This is a genomic window from Pseudomonas sp. K2I15 (assembly GCF_002204795.1).
Lineage (GTDB): Bacteria > Pseudomonadota > Gammaproteobacteria > Pseudomonadales > Pseudomonadaceae > Aquipseudomonas.
This window is the reverse complement of sequence record NZ_NIXO01000003.1, coordinates 94491-108699: the sequence shown is the minus strand read 5'-3', so window position 1 is coordinate 108699 and position 14209 is coordinate 94491. Positions and strand designations below refer to the sequence as shown.

Annotated in this window: 18 protein-coding genes; 8 read left to right on the top strand and 10 right to left on the bottom strand. The window is 59.5% G+C overall.

Annotated features, from left to right (window positions below; all coding sequences use genetic code 11):
* Positions 1-26 precede the first annotated feature (26 nt).
* The 7 genes from CEC48_RS03980 to CEC48_RS03950 are packed head-to-tail and all read right to left on the bottom strand — an operon-like array spanning position 27 to position 6995.
* Complete coding sequence (locus tag CEC48_RS03980) at positions 27-1055, bottom strand: nucleoside hydrolase (protein WP_088422565.1); 1029 nt, start codon at positions 1053-1055, stop codon at positions 27-29.
* A 26-nt stretch (positions 1056-1081) separates the two neighbouring features.
* Positions 1082-1486, bottom strand: coding sequence for a D-ribose pyranase (gene rbsD / locus CEC48_RS03975; RefSeq protein WP_008438690.1), 405 nt, complete (start codon positions 1484-1486; stop codon positions 1082-1084).
* The gene (gene rbsK, locus CEC48_RS03970; protein WP_088422564.1) at positions 1483-2400 is read right to left on the bottom strand and encodes a ribokinase; all 918 of its coding nucleotides are present in this window, start codon (positions 2398-2400) and stop codon (positions 1483-1485) included. The genes rbsD and rbsK overlap by 4 nt, the downstream gene beginning before the upstream one ends.
* Before the next feature lie 23 nt (positions 2401-2423).
* Positions 2424-3446: a LacI family DNA-binding transcriptional regulator gene (locus tag CEC48_RS03965; RefSeq protein ID WP_088422563.1), complete on the bottom strand. Its 1023-nt coding sequence runs from the start codon at positions 3444-3446 to the stop codon at positions 2424-2426.
* 3 nt (positions 3447-3449) lie between these two features.
* The gene (locus CEC48_RS03960; RefSeq protein ID WP_088422562.1) at positions 3450-4427 is read right to left on the bottom strand and encodes an ABC transporter permease; all 978 of its coding nucleotides are present in this window, start codon (positions 4425-4427) and stop codon (positions 3450-3452) included.
* Positions 4424-5977 carry a sugar ABC transporter ATP-binding protein gene (locus CEC48_RS03955; RefSeq protein WP_088422561.1) on the bottom strand — a complete coding sequence of 518 codons (1554 nt, stop codon included), beginning with the start codon at positions 5975-5977 and terminating at the stop codon, positions 4424-4426. Before CEC48_RS03955 ends, CEC48_RS03960 begins: the two co-directional genes overlap by 4 nt.
* 58 nt (positions 5978-6035) lie before the next feature.
* Positions 6036-6995, bottom strand: coding sequence for a sugar ABC transporter substrate-binding protein (locus CEC48_RS03950; protein WP_088422560.1), 960 nt, complete (start codon positions 6993-6995; stop codon positions 6036-6038).
* A gap of 568 nt (positions 6996-7563) precedes the next feature.
* On the opposite strand from CEC48_RS03950, the gene CEC48_RS03945 reads away from it, so the two are divergent.
* The 3 genes from CEC48_RS03945 (at position 7564) to CEC48_RS03935 (ending at position 9827) form a co-directional block, all read left to right on the top strand.
* Entirely contained in the window at positions 7564-8652 is a 1089-nt protein-coding gene (locus CEC48_RS03945; RefSeq protein ID WP_088422559.1) for an asparaginase, read from the top strand.
* A gap of 229 nt (positions 8653-8881) precedes the next feature.
* Positions 8882-9133: a DUF1654 domain-containing protein gene (locus tag CEC48_RS03940; protein ID WP_088422558.1), complete on the top strand. Its 252-nt coding sequence runs from the start codon at positions 8882-8884 to the stop codon at positions 9131-9133.
* A gap of 4 nt (positions 9134-9137) precedes the next feature.
* Positions 9138-9827 (top strand): endonuclease, encoded by a 690-nt coding sequence (locus CEC48_RS03935; protein WP_088422557.1) that lies wholly within the window; start codon positions 9138-9140, stop codon positions 9825-9827.
* Positions 9828-9871: 44 nt separating this feature from the next.
* Here CEC48_RS03935 and CEC48_RS03930 read toward each other — a convergent pair whose 3' ends face one another.
* The gene (locus CEC48_RS03930; RefSeq protein ID WP_088422556.1) at positions 9872-10264 is read right to left on the bottom strand and encodes a penicillin-binding protein activator LpoB; all 393 of its coding nucleotides are present in this window, start codon (positions 10262-10264) and stop codon (positions 9872-9874) included.
* Positions 10265-10512: 248 nt separating this feature from the next.
* Here CEC48_RS03930 and csrA point away from each other — a divergent pair, with 248 nt between their 5' ends.
* Entirely contained in the window at positions 10513-10707 is a 195-nt protein-coding gene (csrA, locus tag CEC48_RS03925; protein WP_003192511.1) for a carbon storage regulator CsrA, read from the top strand.
* 118 nt (positions 10708-10825) lie between these two features.
* Here csrA and CEC48_RS03920 read toward each other — a convergent pair whose 3' ends face one another.
* Positions 10826-11284 carry a DUF2214 family protein gene (locus tag CEC48_RS03920; protein ID WP_088422555.1) on the bottom strand — a complete coding sequence of 153 codons (459 nt, stop codon included), beginning with the start codon at positions 11282-11284 and terminating at the stop codon, positions 10826-10828.
* A gap of 170 nt (positions 11285-11454) precedes the next feature.
* Between CEC48_RS03920 and CEC48_RS03915 the strand changes: the two genes are divergently transcribed.
* The 3 genes from CEC48_RS03915 to CEC48_RS03905 all read left to right on the top strand — a co-directional run bounded on the left by CEC48_RS03915 (position 11455) and on the right by CEC48_RS03905 (position 12461).
* A complete protein-coding gene (locus CEC48_RS03915) occupies positions 11455-11712 on the top strand; it encodes a hypothetical protein (RefSeq protein ID WP_088422554.1) in 258 nt (85 codons plus the stop codon).
* A gap of 105 nt (positions 11713-11817) precedes the next feature.
* Entirely contained in the window at positions 11818-12051 is a 234-nt protein-coding gene (locus CEC48_RS03910) for a hypothetical protein (protein WP_088422553.1), read from the top strand.
* Between the two features lie 95 nt (positions 12052-12146).
* Positions 12147-12461, top strand: coding sequence for a hypothetical protein (locus CEC48_RS03905; RefSeq protein ID WP_088422552.1), 315 nt, complete (start codon positions 12147-12149; stop codon positions 12459-12461).
* Between the two features lie 14 nt (positions 12462-12475).
* On the opposite strand, the gene CEC48_RS03900 is transcribed toward CEC48_RS03905, so the two are convergent.
* On the bottom strand, positions 12476-13150 hold the full coding sequence (locus tag CEC48_RS03900; protein WP_088422551.1) for an HAD-IA family hydrolase: 675 nt from the start codon (positions 13148-13150) through the stop codon (positions 12476-12478).
* 259 nt (positions 13151-13409) lie between these two features.
* Here CEC48_RS03900 and CEC48_RS03895 point away from each other — a divergent pair, with 259 nt between their 5' ends.
* Positions 13410-14180: an alpha/beta fold hydrolase gene (locus CEC48_RS03895; RefSeq protein WP_088422550.1), complete on the top strand. Its 771-nt coding sequence runs from the start codon at positions 13410-13412 to the stop codon at positions 14178-14180.
* Positions 14181-14209: the final 29 nt, after the last annotated feature.

The following is a 14209-nucleotide window of genomic DNA, read 5'->3' as shown; positions in this document are numbered from 1 at the left end:
CCGACGAACGCCGGCCGGTAAAGCGCTTACTTCAGGCGACCAAGACGTTCGGTTAGCAGATCGAAGAAGCCTTGGGCATCGCCGTTTTCAACCCAGAACGCGTTCTTCGGTTGTTTCAGGCCGTCGTACCAATCGACGATGGTCTGGCCGAAGGTCGGGCCTTCACGGCTGTCCACCACCACATTGACCTCACGGCCGCTGAACAGCGAAGGCTTGAGCAGGTAGGCAATCACGGTAGCATCATGCACCGGGCCGCCTGGGATGCCGTAGTGCTCCATGTCGCCCTTGACGTATTCATTGAGAATGTCGCCAACCACTTTGCTCGCGTTGTTGTTCAGCGCAGCGATTTGCTTCAGGCGTGCTTCGCTGGTCAGCACCTTGTGGGTCACATCCAACGGCAGGTAAGTCAGCTTGACGCCACTTTTGAGCACGATCTCGGCCGCGATAGGGTCCGCGAACAGGTTGAACTCGGCCACCGGCGTAATGTTGCCGCCGTTGAAGTGCGCGCCGCCCATCACCACCACTTCCTTGATGCCTTGAGTGATTTCAGGCGCCTGGGTCAGTGCCAGCGCCAGGTTGGTCTGCGGGCCGAGCATGGCGATGGTGATGCTGTGGGGCTTGGCGGTGCTGAGGGTCTTGATCAGGTAATCAACGGCATTGCCTTCAGCCAGGCCTTTTTTCGGCTCATGCACGGTGACGCCGGAGATGCCTTCCTTGCCATGGATGTTTTCGGCATAGATCGGCGTACGCAGCATCGGCTTCGGCGCACCGGCGTACACCGGGATTTCTTCGCGGCCTGCCCACTCGCGGGCCAGGCGTGCATTGCGGGAGGTCTTGTCCAGGCGCACGTTACCGGCAACGGTGGTCAGCGCGCGAATCTTCAGCTCATCGGGCGAAGCCATGGCGAACAGCAAGGCAACCACGTCGTCGGCACCGGGGTCGGTATCGATGATCAGGTCGATTTTTTCCGCCGCGTGGGCGCTGGCAGCAGTTAGCACGGACAAAAGCAGCACACTCCGGAACAGGTGTCGCAGGGTTTGGGTACCACGTTGCATGACGCACTCCTTGTCGTTGGGGAATTCTAGAACGTTACGCCGGAGACCAGCGCAATATTGCAGTAAGGCTGGCACTCACCGGTGCGCACCACCGCCCTCGCCTTGCGGCTGAGCTGCTTGAACTCTTCGTGACTGACCAGGCGGCGTTCGCCGAGGGCGGCCTGTTCGGTCAGAGTATTGAGATCGGCCAGGGCCGGTGGCTGCTTGAGCAGGATTTCTTCAGCCAGCACGTGGCTTTCCACCTGCATTTCGCTGAGCACGATGCGCAAGGTGCTGACGAAATCAGGGATGCCTTTGGTCAGCGCCAAGTCGATCAGCTCGACGCCCGGCGGCACCGGCAGGCCGGCATCACCGATCACCAGAATGTCGCCATGGCCAAGGGACGCGATCACCCGAGACAGCGCGATATTGAGCAAGGGAGTCTTTTTCATGAGGGCACAAAACCTTGGACGTCATGCAATGTAGGAATGGAGGGTTGCGCACCGGCACGGGTCACGGACAGCGCGGCCGCCACCTGGCCAAAACGAATGGCCTCGGCCTCGCTTTTGCCGTTGGCCAGCGCCGCCGCAAAACCACCAACGAAGGTGTCACCGGCAGCCGTGGTATCGACCGCCTTGACCTTGGGCGCCACCAGGTGCTCAAAGCCCTGGCCATCGGCAAACAACGCGCCCTCGGAGCCTAGGGTAATGATGACTTTACCGGCACCGGCCTTGATCAGCCGCGCGGCGGCGACCTTGGCGCTGTCCAGGGAATCGACCACCACGCCGCTCAAGGCCGAGGCTTCGCTTTCGTTGGGGATCAGGTAATCGATGGCGGCGTACCAATCCTCAGGCAGCGGACCGCTGGCGGGTGCCGGGTTGAGGATGACAGTCTTGCCCAGTTCGCGACCGCGCTTGAGGGTATGGCCGACGGTGTCCATCGGCGTCTCAAGCTGGCAGACGATGACGTCGGCGGCCTGCAGCACGCTGTCAAATGTCTGTAATTTGGCCGGGGTCAGCTCGCCGTTGCTGCCGGCGACGATAACGATCGCATTCTGGCTGCTGTCATCCACCACGATCAGCGCTACACCGCTGGAGCCGTCGACGGTGCTGACGGCCTGGCAATCGATACCTTCCACCAACAACGCATCGCGCAATTGCGCACCATAGGCATCGGTGCCCACGCAGCCGACCATCGACACCTCGGCGCCAAGGCGCGCCGAAGCGACCGCCTGGTTCGCGCCCTTGCCGCCCGGGACCGTGGAAAACGATTGGCCAATCAGGGTTTCACCGGCGCGGGGCAGCCGGCTGGCCCGGGTGACCAGGTCCATGTTCAGGCTGCCTATTACCACTACTTTTGCTGGCATACATCAGTACTCATCAATTCGGTTCAGCGGTATTGGGCAAACACACCAGCCAACGGCGCCGTAGACTCGCGCAGGACAATACTCGGCGTCACGATGCGTTGATCGATCGGCAATTGGGGTGTCGCAATTCGTCGCAATAAAAGCTCGGCCGCCATCTCTCCCAGCTGCAGGATCGACTGGCCCACCGTGGTCAGCGCCGGGTACACGTACTGGCTCATTTGAATATCGTCGAACCCGATCACTGAAAGCTCGCCGGGCACGCGGATATTGCGTTCGGCAGCCGCGCGTAACACGCCGAAGCCGATCATGTCGTTGCCGGCAAAAATCGCGCTGGGGGGATTATCCGCCAGCAATTGCGCCGCCGCAGCGTAGCCACCGGTGGTGGTGAAATCACTCTCAAGCACGCGGCCGGCCGGCACTTCAAGACCCGCCTCGGCCAGGGCGCGGTAGTAACCCGCCATACGCATCTGCGCCACGCGGGTATGGCTCGGGCCACCAATGCAGGCAATGTCGCGATGACCCAACTCCAGCAAGTGCCGGGTCGCCAGGTAAGCGCCCTGCTCATGGTCGATGCGCACCAGGTCGACATCGATCCCATCCAGCGCACGGTCGACGATGACCATGGGCGTACGCACCGCTTTCAGACCCGTCGCCAGGCCGCTGTCGTCGCCGCCCACGGAGGTCACGATCAATCCGTCGATGCGTTTTTCCAGCAGCACCCTCAAGTAGCTGCGCTGCTTTTCGGCATTATCGTCGGAGTTGCAGAGGATCACGCAATAGCCGTTACGCTCGCAGTAATCCTCGATGCCCCGGGCCAGTTCCGCAAAATACGGGTTGAGGCTGTTGGGCACCAACAGGCCGATGGTCGCGGTGGTCTTGGCCTTCAGCGATCGCGCGACTGCACTGGGCACATAGTCGAGCTGCTTGATGGCCGCCTCGACCTTGATTCGTACATGCTCGCTGACCGGGCGCGTCTTGTTCACCACATGGGACACGGTGGTGTAGGAAATCCCAGCCAGCGCGGCCACATCCTTGATCGTTGCCATGGCTCAGGCTCGCCGACTGGCGCGCTGGCTGCGGTAAGTATCGAGCACCACCGCGATCACGATCACGGCACCGGTGATGATACGTTTGGTCGGTTCGGTGGCGCCAATCTGCGCCAGCCCTGCCGCCAGTACCGAGATAATCAGCACACCAAAGAAGGTACTGACCACCGAGCCACGCCCGCCCATCAGGCTGGTACCGCCAATTACCACGGCAGCGATCACTTGCAGCTCAAGGCCCGAACCGGCGTTGGGATCTGCCGCTTCCAGGCGCGAAATCTGGAACAGTGCCGCCACGCCGGCCAGCAGCCCCATCAGGCTGAACACCAAAATCTTGTAGGGCTTTGGATTGATACCGGCCAGACGCACAGCCTCTTCATTGGTGCCGATGCCGATCAGGTAGCGACCGAACACGGTACGGGTCAACACCAACTGCGCGGCGATGATCACCAGCAACGCGATGATGAACGAAGGCGAAATACCGAAGGCCACCGGGTTGGACAGCCAGGCAAACGAGTCACCGATGTACGCAGTGCGCGAACCGGTCATCTGGTACGCCACGCCGCGAGCCATTTCCAGCACGCCGAGGGACACGATGAACGACGGGATGCGCCAGGCCACGGTGATGGAACCGGTAATGGTACCGGCCAACGCGGCGCAACCCATGCCCAGCACAGCGGCCGGTAAAACACTCCAGCCCCAGCCGAGAATCGCCACGCTGACGGCCGATGCGGCAAGAGCCAGCACCGAGCCTACGGAAAGGTCGATGCCGCCGATGATCAGCACGAAGGTCATGCCGACCGCCAACACCATCAGGTCGGGAATCTGGTTGGCCAGGGTGCTGAAGGTGTCGTACGAGAGGAAGTGGTCGCTCAGGAACGAGAACAACGCAATCATCGCCAGCAAGGCACCGGCCAGGCCCAGGTAGGTGCCCAGGCCGTAGAAGTTGCCGCCACGTTTTGCGGGGGAGGAAGTGGTTTTCATGGGGTATTCCTAGGCGCGGCTTCGTTGAGCAACGCATCACGTTTCTGATAGCCAGCAAATGCGGCCGCAAGCAATTCGTCCTGGGTCCAGCTGTCGCGCTCGAAGGTCTCGATCATGCGCCCGGCGGAAAGCACACCGATGCGGTCGCAGATCAGCATCAGCTCACGCAGGTCGCTGGACACCACCACCAGCGCCTTGCCTTGGCGGGTCAGGTCGCCGAGCAAGGCATAAATATCGAATTTGGCGCCGACGTCGATGCCCCGGGTCGGTTCATCGAACAGCATCACCGCGCAATCGCGCTCCAACCAGCGGCCGATCACTACCTTCTGCTGGTTGCCGCCCGACAGCTCGGACACCAACTGCGCCGGGCTGGAACTGCGGATGCGCATGGCATCGACCTGGCGCTTGGCCAAGGCGCTTTCGTCACGACTGTTCACCAAGCCAGCGCTGGACACTTTCGGCATGTTGCCCAAAGCGATATTGGCGCCGATGGATTGGGTCAGCAGCAAGCCTTCGCCTTTACGGTCTTCGGTGATCAGGGCGATGCCATGACCCACCGCGTCAGCCGGGGAGCGAATGCTGACGACTTGCGCAGGCGTGCCCAGGGCCACGGTGCCGCTGTCGGCCAAGTCGGCACCGAAGATCAGGCGCAGCAATTCTGTGCGACCCGCACCGATCAGGCCGGAGATGCCGTAGATTTCGCCGGCACGCACTTCAAACGACACGTCGCGGACCTTGTCCGAGCGAGTCAGGCCTTTTACCGTCAACAACGGCGCGCCGATGGTGCGCGGGCCCAGGTCGATTTTCTCGCCCAGCTCGCGGCCCACCATCAACGTGACCAGTTGCTCACTGTTGTAGTTGGCCATCGGCTCGACACACACCAGTTTGCCGTCACGCAATACCGCAATGCGCTGGGCGACACGGGCGAGTTCTTCGAGCCGGTGGGAAATATAGATAATCGCTACGCCCCGGGCTTGCAGGCGGGTGATTTGTTCAAACAGCATCTCGACTTCACGGGCGGTCAACATCGCCGTGGGTTCGTCGAGGATCAAGACGTGGCAATCACCGATCAGGTTGCGGGCGATCTCGACCATCTGTTGGTGGCCTATGCCGAGGCTGCCGACCAGGGTGTCCGGGTCAATGGCGTCGAGGCCAACCTGGGCCATGGCTTCAATGGCGGCCTTGCGCAGTTGCTTGCGGCTGATCCAGCCACCGTGGCTGGGCAGGTTATCGAGGAACAGGTTTTCGGCGACCGTCAGGGTCGGCAACAGGTTGAGTTCCTGCATGACCATGCGGATGCCCTGCTCTTCGGCCTGGGTCCGGCTGCCCGGTGTGTAGGCTTGGCCATTGAACTGCATGTGGCCGTCGGTCGGTGTGACCAGCCCGCCGATGATCTTCGACAGGGTGCTTTTCCCCGCGCCATTCTCACCGGTAAGCGCCAACACTTCCCCACGATTGAGCGTCAGGGTGATGTCGGATAGAACCGGTTGGGCATAGGTCTTGCCGATACCGCTGACCGAGAGGACAGCGTTCGGTGCGGAAGATGACATAGGAACGTCTCCAGGCGTCCGCTCGGGGTGAGCGGACGCTGTTTTGTGCTGCCGGGAATTACTTCTTGAGGATGAGTTCGACCGGGGTTTCGATCATGCCATCCACGGCATCGACTTTTTCACCCTTGACCAGCTTCAGCGCGTTCTGGATACCAAAAACGGCTTGCTGGGCAGCGGCCTGGTCGGCGGTGGCCAGGACACGGCCGTCCTGAAGCATCGGCTTGATGGCCTCGATGTTGTCGTAGCCCACCACGAACACTTTGCCCGCCTTGCCGGCGCCACGCACGGCGGAGACCGCACCCAGCGCCATGTTGTCGTTACCGGCCAGCAGCGCCTTGATGTTCGGGTTTGCCTGGAGCATCGCAGCGGCAATCGCGTTGCCCTTGTCGATTTCCCACTCGCCGGACTGGGTGGAGACGATCTTCATGCCCGCGGCATCCATCGCGTCCTTGAAGCCAGCGGTACGCTGCTGGGCGTTGGTGGTGGTGGACACACCTTCGATGATGCCAACCTGGTCACCCTTGGTGAGGTGCTTGGCCAGTTCTTCACCCACCAGGCGTGCGCCCTTGCGGTTGTCTGGACCCACGAACGGGATATTCAGGGATTTGCTTTTCAGCACGTCCACATCAAGACGGTTGTCGATGTTGACGATCTTGATGCCTTTATCCGAGGCCTTTTTCAGCACGGTGACCAAGGCTTTCGAATCGGCAGGAGCAATGACGATGGCGTCCACTTTGGACAGGATCATCTGATTGACGATATCAATTTGCGCCGCGGTATCGGTTTCGTTCTTGATCCCGTTGGTGATCATGTCGAAGTCGGCGGAGTGGGCCTTCTGATATGCCTTGGCACCGTCTTGCATGGTGACGAAGAATTCGTTTGCGAGGGATTTCATGACCAGGCCGACCTTGGGTTTGGCGGCGGTCTCGGCGGCAAATGCAGAGGAAAGAGGCAGGGCAGCGGATGCGGCAGCAAGCACAGCGACAGCAAGAAGACGTCCAGCAAATGGCAGCTTCATGGGTTCACTCCGATCTTATGATTATTGTGAGCAACGCTTGCACCGAAGAACGCTTCGGCAGCCATCCCACCCGGGCGACTGATACGAGCTTTCACGACACTCAAGGAGCACCTCGTGAAACATCTCGCAAACGTTTGCGTTAGGTCAAACTATGAGAAGCTTGTCGGGATTTGTCAACGGAAGAAAACAGCCTTTTGATGAATTCGCTCTACGCCCTGCCCTCGCGGCCATTGGGTTTCCACATTAAACATCGGCGCCGTTTGCTCGTTCTCTGAAACGACAGGTGACGGTGTACCTGCCACGCATTACTCCATTCCTTTTCCGTCATCCTTTTCGGACAACCGAACACCAACCCGCCACTTTGTTCGGAATGCCGGACGCAAAACGAAAAACCTCGCCTGAAAATCAAATAAAAATAGATACAAATCAATAAGTTAAATTCTATTGAATAACAAAATACCGCTGGTACAAATCCTGCTCTTACTCAGCACCTCGTGGCGTTCAGAACCGCCCAGGTGTTTCTAGATGAACCTGCATCAGCACTCATCAAAAACTAGAGAGAAGAATAATGAAATCTGCGTTGAAAACTTTCGTCCCGGGCGCGTTAGCCCTCCTGCTGTTGTTCCCCGTTGCCGCTCAGGCAAAAGAAGCTGAAACCAAGCAAAAGCTGTCCAACGTGGTGATCCTGGCCACCGGCGGCACCATCGCCGGCGCTGGCGCCAGCGCGGCCAACAGTGCGACCTACCAGGCCGCCAAAGTCGGCATCGAACAATTGATCGCCGGTGTTCCTGAGCTTAGCCAGATCGCCAATGTTCGCGGCGAGCAAGTGTTGCAAATTGCCTCCGAAAGCATCACCAACGAAAACCTGCTGCAACTGGGTCGCCGCGTTGCCGAACTGGCTGACAACAAGGACGTCGACGGCATCGTGATCACCCACGGTACCGACACCCTGGAGGAGACCGCCTACTTCCTCAACCTGGTGGAAAAGACCGACAAGCCAATCGTCGTGGTCGGTTCGATGCGCCCAGGCACCGCCATGTCGGCTGACGGCATGCTCAACCTGTACAACGCCGTTGCCGTCGCCGGCAGCAAAGACGCCCGCGGCAAAGGCGTTTTGGTGACCATGAACGACGAGATCCAGTCGGGTCGCGACGTCAGCAAGATGATCAACATCAAGACCGAAGCGTTCAAGAGCCCGTGGGGCCCGCTAGGCATGGTCGTAGAAGGCAAATCCTACTGGTTCCGCCTGCCAGCCAAGCGCCACACCATGAACTCGGAATTCGACATCAAGACCATCAAAAGTCTGCCAGACGTCGAAATCGCCTACTCCTACGGCAACGTAAGCGACACCGCCTACAAAGCCCTGGCCCAGGCCGGCGCAAAAGCCATCATCCACGCCGGTACCGGCAATGGTTCGGTGTCGTCCAAGGTGGTGCCTGCCCTGCAGGAACTGCGCAAGCAGGGCGTACAGATCATTCGCTCTTCCCATGTGAATGCCGGCGGTTTCGTTCTGCGTAACGCCGAACAGCCTGACGACAAATACGACTGGGTGGTTGCTCACGACCTGAACCCGCAGAAGGCCCGCATCCTGGCCATGGTCGCCCTGACCAAGACTCAGGACAGCAAGGAACTGCAACGGATGTTCTGGGAATATTGATCGCTCCCAGGCCTGACCGGTAACGGTTGGGCCATCCCGCTCGTGGCGCACCGCGAGCGGGTCCAACTTGCCCCCGCTTTACCCGCGCGCAAAAAATCTTTTAAAAACAAAGCCCTCCTACACCAAGTCAGCAAAATCATTGTCAGAAGAACTTCTTGGATTTTAAGCAGTTGCGAAATTGCCCACAGTTAAATACTGTATGCACGTACAGCCTAATAAGGAACACTCCGTGGCAAAGCCCTCTTCCGCAGCACCAACAGTTCCTGACGCCTACCAACGCCTGGCCGTTCGCGTGCAAAAAATCATCAATTCCACCAATGCCCAAAAAAACAAGGCGGCGCTGATTTTCCGCCTGCCGGAGGAACCGGAAGACGAGTGGGCACGACTACTGGAGGAGATTGCAGAAAACGATAACGTCACCCTCGCCTATCGCGATGATGGCGGCGTGCAGATTTTCTGGGTTGTGCCGAAGGAAGATTGAGTCAATGAGTGTCCGTTTTATCAGCGTGTTGTTTGTGTTTTTTGCTGTCACCGCTCACGCGCAAGCCCCCAAGACTTTCAGCGAAGCCAAGAAAATCGCCTGGAAGCTTTATGAGCCGCAATCCACGGAGTTTTATTGCGGCTGCAAATACAACGGTAACCGGGTGGACCTGAAAGCCTGCGGCTATATCCCCCGCAAGAACGCCAACCGGGCAGCGCGTATTGAGTGGGAACACATTGTTCCGGCCTGGCAGATCGGCCATCAGCGCCAGTGCTGGCAAGACGGCGGGCGCAAGAACTGCACCCGCAAGGACGCGGTGTACAAGCGCGCCGAGGCCGACCTGCACAACCTGGTGCCGAGCATCGGCGAGGTCAATGGCGACCGTAACAACTTCAGTTTTGGCTGGCTGCCGGTACAAAGCGGGCAATACGGCTCGTGCCTGACCCAAGTGGATTTCAAGGCCAAGAAAGTCATGCCACGCCCTTCCATTCGCGGAATGATCGCTCGTACGTACTTCTACATGAGCAAGCAGTATGGCTTGCGCCTGTCAAAACAGGATCGCCAACTCTACGACGCCTGGAACAAGACTTACCCGGTACAACCCTGGGAACGCCAGCGCAATCAAACCGTGGCGTGCGTGATGGGGCGCGGCAATGAGTTTGTCGGCCCGGTGAACTTGAAAGCCTGCGGCTGAACATAAAAAAGCGGGAGCGCTATCGCCTCCCGCTGGCCGGTTTCTTACTGTGCAACCTTGTGTTCGATGACCTCGGACACGGTGTCATTTTTCTTCGCCGTAACAAGCTTCTGGGTCAACTGCGCCTGCTTCGCCTCAGCCTCGGCCTTGGTGCTGAACGGGCCCAGCAGTACCTGGTCCTTACCGTCTTCCTTCACCAGGTAGAAACTGAAACCGTGCTCGAGCAACCACGCGGTCAGGTCAGTCATCGCCTGGAGCTTGTGATCCGGCGGTCCCACCCATACATCCCACTCTTGAGAGGCGATCGCACCGACCGCAGGTTGGGCCTGGGCGGGCGCCTCGGCAACGGCGGGCCTGGCCTTGGGGGCATCGACGCTTTTACCTTCACCGCAACCGGCCAATGCCAACACCGCAATTGCCATCGCTACTTTACGCACTACCCTGCTCCTTAGAGGATCAAAGAGGCGACTTTATCATTCACTGTCTATTCTGGCCGTCATAAACGTTGGCTTAAACAATGCGAATGATGTATCGCAGACCTGTATGATGGCGCCATGGGAATTAATGCCGCCTCTATGCGTCCTAAAAGAGGCAGCCACAGGGAAGCGCTTCGCAGTAAGCTACACACATCCGACATCTGCCCTGTCTGAAACATGTGTCCTTCAAAGCAATCAAGGAGAAGTCCATGCTGATACTCACCCGCAAAGTCGGTGAAAGCATAAATATCGGTGATGACATTACGATCACCATTCTGGGCGTTAGCGGCCAGCAAGTAAGAATCGGCATCAATGCTCCAAAGGACGTTGCCGTGCATCGCGAGGAGATCTACCAACGTATCCAGGCGGGTCTGACGGCTCCGGACAAAAACCAGACACCTTGAAGCGCCTCCAGTAGCCAGCCCTTTCGTTCACTGTAACGGCTGGCGAAAACCTCTTTAGCCTGCTCGCGGCTTCCGCGGCCAGCACACCCTATTCCCCCATCCCAGCGCCAGGCCACCGTCACCCCAGGCCAACACCGCGCGCCATGCCACTCGCCGCAATCATCATCAGCACAATCAGTAATGCCTGCACGTGGCTGATGCGCGCAAAAGGACCTGCCTGCTGCACATCCAGTCGCGTGCCGCGAACCAAGGCCATGCGCCATTTGATGAAACGGATCATCGGCGCCAGTTCCAGTAACAAAATTAATACCAGCAGCGTCATCTTCACGTGAAACAACGGCTGGTGCAGGTAATAATCACTGCCCTTTTCGTAGCCGCCAAAGGCCCGCAAGCCACCGGTTACCAGCAACACCAGGGCGCTGATTCCCCAGATGTTGTCCGCGATCAATACGCGGCCTACGGTGGATGGGGCAATATTCGAAAAACTGCGCAAGGCCTTGCTCCTGGCGAGCACGGCCGACAACGCCACGGCGAATGCCAGTAAATGGGTTGCAGCAAGAAACCACTGAACGAACATAAGGCGTACTCCCTTTTGTGTGACACATGGCAGGAACACTTCCCAGCAATAGCCGCAGGCTGCCCTCTGCGCATGAAACAGCCCGCGTACAACGGGAACTTGTTGGGTATTCGAGAGCCGAATCTCGTGACAAATCCCCTACAGTCTGCGACGCGCTCAGGAGCACGTTGATGAGGCGACCTGCCAAACAGCCCTATTTGTCCAAGTCCTGGATGATCGTCGCGCTGATCAGCCTGGCGTTTCTCGGGATGGAGTGCGGCCTCAGGTTCGAGTACGAGGGCAACAGCCACGCACACTCCTGGCTCGACCTGGCGCTGTTTTTGGGCGCCTACTTGTTTATCTTCTGCCTCAAACCGATCCAGGCCGCCATTCATCGCAAACTGTGCCGACGCCCCCCTCGCAGCGATCGCCAGAAAGCCTCACCCTGACCCCCTGGGCCCCATCCTCAAAAATTTCAGGAACTATATGGGCCAAAGACACCCATACGAATATCTTTAATAGAAAAGCATATCGATATGGATATAGAGCAGAGTGTGGCCATTCTTCAGTCCTTGATCCTGCAATTGTCAGCGGACACCCCAAAGTGCTCGACCGAGTTACAGGGCCAGCCCGAGGATGTGCTCGCCGGCTTGCGCGAGCTGTACTTGCTGAACTTGATCACCGGCACCTTCGTCAACGGCGACGTCGTTGACCCGCTGGGCTACCAATGGATCAGTGCCAAAAACATCCTGTTGACCCCGCGCGGCTTATCACTGAAACCACTTTGAAGCACGCCCCATCCGCTATCGGATCGCCGGTATTTACAGCCGCGCAACACAACCTATGCTAGGGCATGCACGGTCAGTGAAAGGTTGTAGCGCGGATGGACACGCTGAGCAAAACTGAAATCGAAGCGGCGCTGGCAGCGCGTCTGCCCAGCTACAAAATCGTCTGCACCTTGCATTCGGACGGCACGCTTTGCGCGATTCTCAGCGGCCCGGGAGCTGATCACTTTGCGGTGACCGGCATCGTTCGGGCGCACCATCGAGGGCCGGAGGCGATTGCCAGGCTCGCCGGCGAAATCCTCAAGGAGATGGTCTTGTCTCGCCAGGGGATCAAGGGCAACCGCCTGCAGACGCTGGCTGAGAACGGCTCCGCTGCCGAACCGTCCGTTTACGAAGAAGGCCGATCCGGGTAACCGGATCGGCTTTTTCACGCCAGGCGATGCAGGTGCAGCAGCCCGGCTTCGTCACGCTGGACCTGCAACCGCTCATACCCGTCAATCGACGGGTGCTCCGTGGCCATGGGCGCAAGGTGCGTCGACGTCACCACCAGCACATCGGCCCCCGCCGCCTCGCCAGCGCGAATCCCGACGTTGGCATCTTCAAACACCAGGCAGTCCTGCACCGGCACTCCCAGCCGCTGCGCACCCAGGACATAACACGCCGGATCCGGCTTGCCACTGGCGACATCCTCCGCCGTCACCAACACCGCTGGCGGGTTAATACCGGCCGCCTGCATACGACGCAGGGCCAGCGCCTTGGGCGCGGACGTGACCAGCGCCCATTGATCGCCGGGCAACGCGTTGAGGAATTCAACCGCGCCAGCAATCGCCACCACCCCTTCCACATCCGCGAGTTCAGCCTCGGTAATCCATTGCGCCTCTGCCTGCGCGTCCACGCCCGGCAACGCCTGCCGGGTAATGGTGTCGATGGCCCGGGCGCCATGGATAGTCTTCAGAAAAGCCGCGACATCCAGCCCGTGGCGTTCAGCCCAGATGGCCCATACGCGTTCGGCGGCAGCAATGGAGCTCAGGAGTGTGCCATCCATATCGAACAGGAAGGCGCGGTAACGGTTGGCGAATACAGCTGAATCGCGGGTGGACACTGCTCGGCTTCCTTATGTTTTCGTCACCCGGTCTTGGGTGCTGACGAACCACTTTCCTGTGCAATCTACGGATCGACCCAAACGCTGTAAACCTTATTCCGGGACACGGTTTTGTATCCAGCGGTATGGCTGCCCACTGCATTACAAACTTGTCATTAAGCTGTCAGTGTTGCCAGCACCCTCACTTCATACAGTGAAGTCGTCAGTCACCCACAGCGGGTGACCCAGCTTCCCACTGATGATGAAGAGAGCCCGCCCCATGAAACCTGCAAGCAAACTCTGCCTGATCGCCGCCAGCCTGTTGATGCTGGGCACCGGCGCCGCCGTGGCCGGCCCGATTGCCCCGGTGAAAGCCAACAACGTGGTGCTGGTACACGGCTCCTGGGCTGACGGTTCCAGCTGGTCCGAAGTGATCACCCGCCTGCAGGCCGCTGGACTGCATGTAACCGCCGTACAAAACCCGCTGACCTCGGTGGCAGATGACGTCGCTGCCACCAACCGCGTACTCGACCAACAGGACGGCCCTACCGTGCTGGTCGGCCATTCCTACGCCGGCACCGTGGTCAGCGACGCCGGGGTCAACCCGAAGGTCAGCTCCCTGGTGTACGTCGCCGCCCGTGCCCCGGACGCCAACGAAGATTTCGTCGCGCTGTCCGCCAAGTACCCGACCACACCCGTGCGTGCCGGTGTGGTGGAACACGACGGCTACCTGACCCTGAACCAGGACGCCTTCCTGAAGTACTTCGCCGCCGACGTGCCCCGCGCCAAGGCGATGGAGCTGTACGCCGTGCAACAACCGATCGCCAAGACCCTGTTCAGCGGTCGCACCGTCAACGCCGCATGGCACACCAAGCCGTCCTGGTATGCGGTGTCCAGCAACGACCAGACCATCAACCCGGACCTGGAACGCTTCCTGGCCAAGCGCATGAACGCCACCACCATTGAGCTGCCGTCGAGCCACTTGTCGCTGGTGTCCCACGCCAAGGAAATCACCGACCTGATCCTCGAAGCATCCGGCCGCCAGCCTTAAGCCCTTCATTACAACCTTGTCATCATCCT